This window comes from Micromonospora sp. I033 (assembly GCF_053890995.1).
The window spans coordinates 19,817-28,921 of record NZ_JBSSLX010000061.1; the positions used below are offsets into that span (position 1 = coordinate 19,817).

The 9,105-nt window shown below is 75.3% G+C and carries 9 protein-coding genes; 4 read left to right on the forward strand and 5 right to left on the reverse strand.

Translation table 11 applies throughout. From position 1 onward, the window contains the following. The first annotated feature begins 29 nt into the window (after nt 1-29). The gene (locus ACW0Q9_RS13225; RefSeq protein ID WP_456181041.1) at nt 30-1,463 is read left to right on the forward strand and encodes an alpha/beta fold hydrolase; all 1,434 of its coding nucleotides are present in this window, start codon (nt 30-32) and stop codon (nt 1,461-1,463) included. Next, nucleotides 1,460-2,356 carry an SDR family oxidoreductase gene (locus ACW0Q9_RS13230; RefSeq protein WP_456181043.1) on the forward strand — a complete coding sequence of 299 codons (897 nt, stop codon included), beginning with the start codon at nt 1,460-1,462 and terminating at the stop codon, nt 2,354-2,356. The genes ACW0Q9_RS13225 and ACW0Q9_RS13230 overlap by 4 nt, the downstream gene beginning before the upstream one ends. A 113-nt stretch (nt 2,357-2,469) precedes the next feature. Here the strand turns inward: ACW0Q9_RS13230 and ACW0Q9_RS13235 are convergent, their stop codons facing one another. Then, nucleotides 2,470-2,973: an ester cyclase gene (locus ACW0Q9_RS13235; RefSeq protein ID WP_107077128.1), complete on the reverse strand. Its 504-nt coding sequence runs from the start codon at nt 2,971-2,973 to the stop codon at nt 2,470-2,472. 37 nt (nt 2,974-3,010) lie between these two features. Further along, nucleotides 3,011-3,439 (reverse strand): ester cyclase, encoded by a 429-nt coding sequence (locus tag ACW0Q9_RS13240; protein ID WP_456181045.1) that lies wholly within the window; start codon nt 3,437-3,439, stop codon nt 3,011-3,013. 215 nt (nt 3,440-3,654) lie between these two features. On the opposite strand from ACW0Q9_RS13240, the gene ACW0Q9_RS13245 reads away from it, so the two are divergent. Beyond that, a complete protein-coding gene (locus ACW0Q9_RS13245) occupies nt 3,655-4,791 on the forward strand; it encodes an FAD-dependent monooxygenase (RefSeq protein WP_456181047.1) in 1,137 nt (378 codons plus the stop codon). Nucleotides 4,792-4,800: 9 nt separating this feature from the next. Further along, on the forward strand, nt 4,801-6,057 hold the full coding sequence (locus tag ACW0Q9_RS13250; protein WP_456181049.1) for an ABC1 kinase family protein: 1,257 nt from the start codon (nt 4,801-4,803) through the stop codon (nt 6,055-6,057). Nucleotides 6,058-6,115: 58 nt separating this feature from the next. Here ACW0Q9_RS13250 and ACW0Q9_RS13255 read toward each other — a convergent pair whose 3' ends face one another. The 3 genes from ACW0Q9_RS13255 to ACW0Q9_RS13265 form a co-directional block, all read right to left on the reverse strand. Beyond that, a complete protein-coding gene (locus ACW0Q9_RS13255; RefSeq protein WP_456181057.1) occupies nt 6,116-6,967 on the reverse strand; it encodes a helix-turn-helix domain-containing protein in 852 nt (283 codons plus the stop codon). A gap of 5 nt (nt 6,968-6,972) precedes the next feature. Beyond that, the gene (locus ACW0Q9_RS13260; protein WP_456181051.1) at nt 6,973-7,824 is read right to left on the reverse strand and encodes an SRPBCC family protein; all 852 of its coding nucleotides are present in this window, start codon (nt 7,822-7,824) and stop codon (nt 6,973-6,975) included. Between the two features lie 38 nt (nt 7,825-7,862). Continuing rightward, nucleotides 7,863-9,105, reverse strand: a 1,243-nt coding sequence (locus ACW0Q9_RS13265; protein WP_456181053.1) for a KR domain-containing protein, incomplete at its 5' end; no start/stop codon positions are given.

A 9,105-nucleotide genomic window follows, 5' to 3' on the forward strand; every position in this document is an offset into this window, starting at 1 on the left:
CAGCTGCGGCGACGAAGGGAGAACGTCACATGTCCGCCGATGTTCTGAGCAGCGACCTGGCCGGCTACCACCGGCAGCGGCTGACCTGGCAGCCGGCCGAGAGCGAGGCGGGGACGGAGACCACCAGGGTCACCGTTCCGCTCGACTACCGGGATCCCGCCGGGCGCACCATCGAGATCGCCGTGGCCCGCCGGCCCGCCGGCGACACCGGGCGGCGGATCGGGGTGCTGATGATCGCCCCCGACGACCCGGGCAACCGGGGCATCCCGCTGATCGGGCAGCTCGTCGGGGCGCTCCCCGCCGAGGTGCTGGACCGGTTCGATCTGGTCGCCTTCGACCACCGGTTCAGCGGCGACAGCCACCCCATCGAGGTGGACTGGACGCCCGAGGAGCGGCTCTGGGTCTTCCACCGGCCGCAGAGCATCACCGAGGAGATCCGGTTCCAGTCCACGGTGGCGGCCAAGGTCGCCGACGTCGCCCTGGACCTGCTGCCCCACGCCAGCACCCGCAACGTGGCCCGGGACATGGACGTCGTCCGGGCCGCCCTCGGCGAGGAGAAGATCTCCTACCTCGGCTGGTCGTACGGGACGTACCTGGGCGCGGTCTACACCCAGCTGTTCGGGGAGCGGACCGACCGGGTGGTGCTGGACAGCGTGCTCAGCCCGGACTGGCCCTGGCGCGGGCTCTTCCTCAACGTCGCGGCCAGCACCGAGGCGGCGGTGAACCGCTGGTGCGGCTGGGCCGCGGCGCGCGACGGCGAGCTGCGCCTGGGCGACACCGCGGCGGCGGTCCGGTCCCGCTACGACGAGCTGCTGGAGCGGGCCGGGCGGGAACCGCTGGCCGTGCCCGGGCTGCCGATGCCGCTGGACCGGTTCGCGCTGGAGTTCTTCACCGTGGTGATGCTGACCGCGGATCGCACGTACCCGCTGCTCGGCTCGGTGCTCAAGGCCGCGGTGCACGGCGAGCCGGTGCCCGGCCCGGCGGTCGGCGAGCTGATGGGGCTGGTCAACCAGCGCCAGGACAGCACCCCCGCCGGGCAGCTCGCCATCCTCTGCGGGGAGGCGAGCTGGCCGCGCGACCTGGACCGGTACGAGGCCGACATGGCGAGCGTGGGCGAGGAGCTGCCGTTCATCGGGCGGACCCTGGCCTCGGTGAAGGCCGGCGCGTTCTGGCCGACCTCCCCCGTGGAACCACTGACCGGGGTCGGGCCCGGGAACGCCGCCCGCTCGATCCTGCTGGTGCAGTCCGAGGCGGACATCTTCACCCGGGCGGTCGGGGCGTGGCGGCTGCGCGAGCTGCTGCCGGAGAACAGCCGGTTGGTGCTCGCCGCCGACACGGCGTGCCACAAGCTCTTCCCGTTCGGCGGGCACCCGGTGGTCAACGAGCTGACCACCCGGTATCTGCTCACGGGCGAGCTGCCGGAGAAGGACGTCACCGTCGAGAACCACCAGGAGTCGGCATGAGCGGCACGATCCTGGTCACCGGGGCCACCGGCCGGGTCGGGTCGGAGCTGGTCCGGCTGCTCGCCGCGGCCGGCGTCCGGCCCCGGGCCCTGGTCCGCGACGTCGAGCGGGCCCGGGAGAAGCTCGGGGACACCGCGGAACTTGTCGCCGGCGACCTGAACCGGCCGGCCGAGCTGGACGCCGCGCTGGCCGGGGTGGACCGGCTCTTCGTGCTCACCGCGACCAGCCGGGGGCAGCTCACCCAGGAGCGCAACGCGATCGACGCGGCGGTCCGGGCCGGGGTGCGGCACGTGGTGAAGCTGTCGGTGCTGGACGCCGGACGGGAGTCACCGCTGCGGCACGGTGTCTGGCAGGGCGACGCGAACGCGCTGCTGGTGGACTCCGCGGTCGACCACACCGTGCTGCAACTGGCGTTCTTCATGCAGAACCTGTTCGGGATGGTGGCCGGGGGCGCGATCCGCAGCTCGGCCGGGGACGGCCGGGTGGCGATGGTCGACGCGCGGGACGTGGCGGCTGCCGCGGCGGCCGTGCTCACCGACTGTCCCGACTGGGCGCGCAACCGGACCCTGGTGCTGTCCGGTCCGGAGGCGCTCTCCTTCGACGACACGGCGAAGGTGCTGGCCGAGGCGACCGGCGTCCCGGTGCGTCACGTGCCGGTGCCGCGCGAGCAGGTGGCCGCCATGCTGCGGCAGTTCGGCGCCGAGGAGTGGTACGCCGAGGACGTGGCGGTCTTCAACGACCTGATCGCGGCCGGCCGGGTCCAGGCGGTCACCGACGCCGTACGGCGGCTGACCGGCGCCGAACCCCGGTCACTGGGCGACTTCGCCCGCGAGTACGCGGCCGTCTTCCAGCGGGCCGCCGCACCGCCGCCGGGCGGGTGGCAGGCCGGCTAGGAGCGAGGCGACCCGGGCGCACGCCGCCCGGGTCGCCTTTTCGCCGCGTCGAGCCGTGGCCATGACGAGGCCCCGCCGGATCGCCGGCGGGGCCCGTCGGTGCGGGAGGTCGGTCAGCCCTTGCCGGCGGTGCCGATCTCCTCGCGGTCCCACATGGACGACCAGCCGCCGGCCGCGCCCGGCTCCCCGGCCAGCAGATCGGGGATCTTCGCGACGTCGAAGACGCCCCAGTGCTCGGCGATCCTGCCGTCGGAGAACCGGAAGGTGTTGGACCCGCCGATCTCGAAGCGGCGACCGGTCGCCGGGATGCCCATGAACGGCCCGGTGTGCTCGAAGTGCAGCAGGATGGCCTGGGCCAGGATGTCGCCCTCGCACACCGACACCAGCACCTCCACCTTGCGGGTGGTGAGCACCTGATTCGCGTGGTCGAACCGGTGCGCCACGCCGTCGCGGCTCGGCGGGTCCCAGGGCGGGGCGAAATGGTCGACGAAACCCGGCGCGAGGACGTGCTGCACGGCGGTGAGGTCGTAGTCGAACAGCACCGCCTTGCGGAAATTCCGCACGGTCTCCTCGAACTCGCGTTTGCGCTGCGCCAGATCCGGGTGGTGTCCGGTCATGTCGGTCTCTCCGTTTCCTCGAAAATTGCCCGGCTGCTCAGGAAAAGGCGTTGGACAGTTCGGACGGCAGCATTCCGATCTGCACCAGGATGCCGAGCGCGTCGGCCACACCCCAGTGGTCGACCACGACGCCGTCGACGATCCGCAGCTGCCCCATCAGGGCGCAGCTCACCGGTCGGCCGGTCGGCGGGATGCCCATGTACGCGCCGGTGTGGGTGGCGTGCACGGTCATCCGGGTCGCCACCAGCTCGCCCTCGGAGACGATGCTGTGCAGCTCCATGCGTAGGTCGGGGAAGGCGTCGAGGAACCGCCGCATCTCGGCCGCCGTGTCCTCGGCGCTGATCGTGCCGGCCCGGCCGTGGTGCACCATCGTCGGGGACCAGAAGGTCATCAGGGCGTTGATGTCGCCGTTGTTCCAGGCGTCGATGAGTTGCCGCACGACCGCCTTGTTGTCAGGTGCTGACACCGCAACCTCCGCATTGATGGGTCGGGCCGCGCGCTCGTCGTACCGGGCCGCCGCGGCACCCGGGATCACCCATCGATCCTCGCCCGCGGGCAGCCGTTTCCCCTTATCCGTTGTTGCTGTCTTCCCGGCCGCGAAAACGGAACAGCAATCGGCGAGAACCGGCCCACCGGCACGTCGCTCTACCGTTTCCGCAGATGAGGCGGAAAGGCGGCGAGATGACGACTCGACGGGCGCTCGTCGTCGGCGGCGGGCCGGCCGGCCTGGCCACCGCGTTGGCCCTGCGGGACGCGGGCTGGGACGCGGTGGTCTTCGAACGCTCGGCGGACGAGGGGCCGGCCGGCGTGGCCCTCACCCTCTGGCCGAACGCGCTGTCCGCGCTCGCCGCCGTGGGCGCCGACAAGCCGGTCCGGGCGGCCGGCTGCCCGGCCGACGGCAACCAGATCCGCGCCGCCGACGGGCGGATCCTCGACGACGTGCCGGGGCCGGTGATGGCGGAACGCTTCGGCGGCCGCGGGCTGGCGCTGCTTCGCGCCGACCTGGTGGAGGCGCTGCGCGCCCAGCTCTCCCCCGGGATGCTGCGCACCGGCGCCCGCTGCGTCGGGTGGACCGAGGCGGACGGCCGGGTGCGTGCCACCTTCGCCGACGGCGGCACCGAGGAGGGCGACCTCCTGGTCGGCGCGGACGGGCTCCGGTCGGCGATCCGCCGGCAGCTCCTCGGCGGCGGCGCGGACCCGCTGCGCTACGCCGGCTATCCGGTCTGGCGCGGCATCGCCCGGTACGACCTGGGCGCCGCGCCGGGCCTGCTCACCATGGGGCGGGCCGCCCAGTTCGGGCTCTTCCCGTTGCCGGAGGGTCGGGCGTACTGGTTCGCCACCCTGCCGCTGCGCCGGGGGTGGGGCGCGGAGCTGCCGCGCCGGGTCTGGTCGGCCCGGTTCGACGGCTGGCACGCGCCGATCCCGCAGGTGCTGGCCGCCACTCCGGACGAGGACATCCTGGTCACCGACATCTACGACCGGCCGCCGGTGCCCCGGTGGAGCGCCGGCCGGGTGGTCCTGGTCGGCGACGCCGCCCACCCCAGCACCCCGAACCTGGGCCAGGGCACCTGCCAGGCGCTGGAGGACGCCGTGGTGCTCGGCCGCTGCCTGCGCGACCACGACGTGGCCCGGGCGCTGCCGCGCTACGAGGCGGCACGCCGACGCCGGGCGGACGGCCTGACCCGCCAGGCCCGGATGCTCGGCCGGGCCGGGCAGTGGAGCAACCCGGTGGCCTGCTGGTTCCGGGAGCAGATGATCCGCCGGGCCCCGGCCGGCCCTCGGCTGCGGCAGATGGCGGAGATGTTCGCCTTCGAGTGAGGAGTGACCATGTCGCTGCGGATGTTCCTGCGGGTGCTGGCCATCGTCGCCGTGGCGTCCGGGGAGGCGCTGCGGACCCTGCCGGCGTCCCTCGTGCTCCGGGTGACCCGGGGGCCCGCGGCGGCGGCCGATCGCCGGTACCGGGGCATGGTGCGGGCGCTGCACCGGCTCGGCCCGACCTTCGTCAAGTTCGGGCAGATCGCCGGCACCCGCCGGGACGCGCTGCCGCCCGCGCTCTGTGCCCGGCTCGGCACCCTCTTCGACGAGGTGCCGCCGATGTCCGCCGCGGCGGCCGGCGAGGCGCTGCGCCGTGCCCGGGCGGAACAGCCCCGGCTGGTGCTGCGTTCGGTGGACGCGGAGCCGCTGGCCAGCGGCAGCATCGCCTCGGTCTACCGGGCGGTGCTGGACGACGGCACCGTGGTGGCGCTGAAGCTGAAGCGGCCCGGCATCGACGACCGGATGCGGGCCGACCTGCGGCTGATCGAGCTGATGGCGCGGCTGGCCGCGCGGGCGCCGAAGATGAAGGGCATGCCCATCGCCGACCTGGTCGGCTACCTCAGCGCGGCGATCCTCGGCCAGCTCGACTTCCGCCGGGAGGCGGAGAACAGCGAGCGGCTCCGCGCCGAGCTGGCGGAGCTGCCGGAGGTCCGGGTGCCCCGGCTGCACCGGGACCGGTCGGCGTCGAACTGCCTGGTGTTCGAGTACGTGCCCGACCTGGACGGGCGTACCGTCGAGCGGCTCGACCCGCGGGTCCGGGCACACCTCGCCGAGGTGGTGCTGGCCGCCGTGCACCGGCTCTTCTTCGGCGCCGGCTTCGTCCACTGCGACCTGCACCCGGGCAACCTCTACCTGACCCGGGACGAGCGGGTGGTCGTCCTCGACGCCGGCTACTGCGTCCAGCTGCCCGACGACGTGCGGGCGGCGATCGGCGAGTTCTTCGCCCGGCTGGGGGCCGGTGACGGCCGGCGGTGCGGGGAGATCGTGCTGGCCAGCGCGGTGAATGCCGGCGCCGGCCTGGACCGGGACGGCTTCGTCCGGGACGTGGCGGAGCTGGTGGCCCGGACCGCCGGCCCGGACCACGAGTTCGACATGTCGGTCTTCGGCAACGGCGTGTACGACCTCCAGCAGCGGTACGGCATCTACGCCGCCTCCGACTTCGCCTTCCCGCTGATGTCCCTGCTGGTCGTGGAGGGCACGGTGCGCGCGATCAGCCCCGACGTCGACTTCCAGCGGGTCGGCGGGCCGGCGCCCACCCCGCGCGCCTGAACCGACCCCGCACCGCAGGCGGTGACCTCCCGACCAGGGGAGGTCACCGCGGACGGGCTCACGACCGGGCGGCGAGGGGGAGCACCGGCAGGCCGGTGAGGATCGGCGGGTCGGTGGGGCGGGCCGGAGCGAGCCGTACGGCCAGCGGGCCGGTGGTCCGGCCCGGGCAGACCACCACGGGCCCGTCGGCCACGCCGACCCAGACGTCCGGGTCGCGGACGCCGGCCAGCACCTCGCCGACGGTGACCGCCTCCGGGTGGGCGCAGGCGAGCAGGTGCCAGGTGCCCTCGGGCGCGCCGGTCACGGTGAACGGGCCGTCGCCGGTGACGCTGGTGCAGGCGACGGGGAGCCCCTGGGCCAGCGGGGTGGGGTAGAGCCCCAGCAGCACCAGCCGGGCGTCCTCGGCGGGGGTCTGCACGGTGCCGGTGACCACGCCCCCGGGCAGTTCGTCCTCCTCCGCCGGCTCGGCGTCCGCGCCGACCACGTGCTCCAGCGGCCGGTCCCCGTGCGCGGCGTCCAGCCGGCGCAGCCGGCCCGGCCCGACCCCGACCTGCTCGGTGAACTGGGTGGTGAAGGTGCCCAGGCTGCTGTAGCCGACCGTGGTGCAGATGTCGGTGACGTTCATCCGGCTGGAGACCACCAGCCGGCGCGCCTCGGCCATCCGCAGCGCGGACAGGAACCGCCCCGGCGGGGTGCCGGTGACCAGCCGGAACACCCGGCTGAAGTGGAACGGGCTGAGGTACGCCACCTGGGCCAGCCGGGACAGGGTCCACGGTTCGTCGAGCCGGTCCCGCATCGCCCGGATCACCCGGGAGACCGCGTCCCGGTGCTGCTGGAGGACGGTCGACCGGCCGCGCCGGTGCGCCGGCTCGGTGCGGTCGCCCCGGACCGCGGCGCGGTCGTGGGCCATGGCCGTCACGGCAGCTCCTGCCGGGTCCGGGCGCACTCCTCGGCCAGCGCGAGCGCGGCCGTCCAGGTGGCGGCGAACCGGTGCCGCAGTGTTCGTTCCTGGAGGTCGCTGAGGCCGAGCCGGTGCCAGCCCTGGTGCGAGACGGAGAGCGTGCGGCCCCGCTCGCCCGGCTCGGTCCGGACCTGGCAGGCGGTGGCCGTGCGCGCCCCGGGGATCTCGACCGCGAAGTCGAGCGTCCGCTCCCGGTCGAGCTGCCAGTCGCGCAGGGTGAACCGGCGCGGACCCTCCTCGTCGACCACGAAGAACCAGCCGGGGCCGCCGCCGTCGGTGGCGATGGGGAGCCAGTCCACCACCGTCTCCTCGCGCAGCGGGTGCCACGAGCCGTTCGGCAGCACCACGCTGCCGTCGATCTCCTGCCGCCAGTCGTAGCGGGAGGGCTTGCCGGTCTCCAGGTAGCGGGCCAGCCGGCCGACGAAGTCGAGCCACCCGGCCTTGAGTTGGGCCACCTCCGACCCGGGTCGGCCGGGGCAGCTGTCGTCCACGGTCAGCGTGGTGGCCTCCGCCCCGCCGGTCAGCGTCCACCCGACCTGGCACTCCGGGCCGACGCCGAGGAAGCTCCAGCGGAACAGCAGGCGGTCGCGCGGCTCGACGTGGTCGACCTCGATGTCGAAGAAGTCGCCGTCGCCGAAGTCCACCCGGGTGCTCGCACCGGTCGCCATGGGCGCGGACAGGTGGCCGAACCACTGGGCGACCCGGCGCGGGTCGGTGACCGCCTCCCACACCTCGCCGATCGGGGCCGGCACGCTGACCATCACGCGTACCCAGTCGTCGGGCAGTTTCAGATATCCGTCGGGCATCGTTCTCACCTCTCTCAGCAGCGGGCGGACCGGATGTCTCAGGTGGCGGCGGGCAGCAGCCGGTAGCGGGAGGTGCGCAGCGCCGGCCCGTCCGGGTCGGCCCCGGAGCGGACCACGCAGTCCACCCCGTCGCCGGTGACGGTGGCCCGGACCAGCAACGGGGCGCCGGGACCGGCCGTACCGTCCGGGGTCAGCGCGGCGCCGCCGGCCGCCGCCTCGGCCACCGCGCGCATCGCCCCGTCGAGGTCGCCGCCGGCCGGTACGACCAGGGCGGCGTCCACTCCGGGTACGCCCTCCGGCCGCCCGGACCAGGCGCCCTGCGTGCCGGGGCGCTCGCCGCAGACGAGCAGCGAGTCGGGCAGGTCCTCGTCGGGCGGGGCGTCGACAAGCGCGGCGAGCAGCCGGGTGGCCGTGGCGACCCCGGTGGCCACCGGCACCGGCACCATGCCGAGCTGCCGGGCGGCGACCCGGGCCACCTGCCGCGCCATCCCGGCACCGGACCAGAGCGACCACTCGGCGGTGCAGCAGCGGACCGCGGGGTGGGTGGCGGCGTACCGGGCGGTGGCCCGGCGCAGCAGTTCGTTGGCGAGGGCGTAGCCGGCGAGCCCCGGGTGCGCCCCGTGCGCGGTGAGCGAGCCGAAGGTGAGCACCGCCCGCAGCCGCTTGGGGCGGACCGCCGCGAGCACCGTCTCCAGGGTGGCGACCTTCGCGGCGACCAGGGCGTCGACGTCGGCGGGGCCGAGCCGTACGCCGGTGCCGCCGGCGATCCGGCCGGCGCAGTGCACGATCGCGGTGGGCCGCAGGCCCGCCAGGGTGGCGCGGGCCGCCGCCGGGTCGGTGAGGTCCACGGTGAGCGGTCGGGCCCGCGGGCAGCGCCGGCGCAGCACGGCGAGCATCCGCCGGACGTCGGGCGGCGCGTCGTCCGGCGTACGCACGTCGAGCAGGACCGGGACGGCGCCGGCGGCGGCCAGGGCGACGGCGAGGCGGCTGCCGAGCCCGCCGAGCCCGCCGGTGACCAGGACGGTGGCCCCGGCGAAGCGCGGCGCCCGGCCGGGCAGCGGGGCGGCCCGCCAGCCGAGGGTGTGCACGGTGCCGTCGGCGGCCACGGCGAGCTCGTCGCCGGTGGCCGGCGCGGCGAGCAGCCCCGTGGCCCGGCGCAGCGCCGCCGGGGTGGGCTCGCCGAGCGCGACCGTGCCGACCGGGCGGCCGTCCCCGGCGGCGAGCCCGCGCAGCAGGCTGCCGCCGCCGGCGCCGCCGTGGACCAGGGTGAGCTGCCGTCCG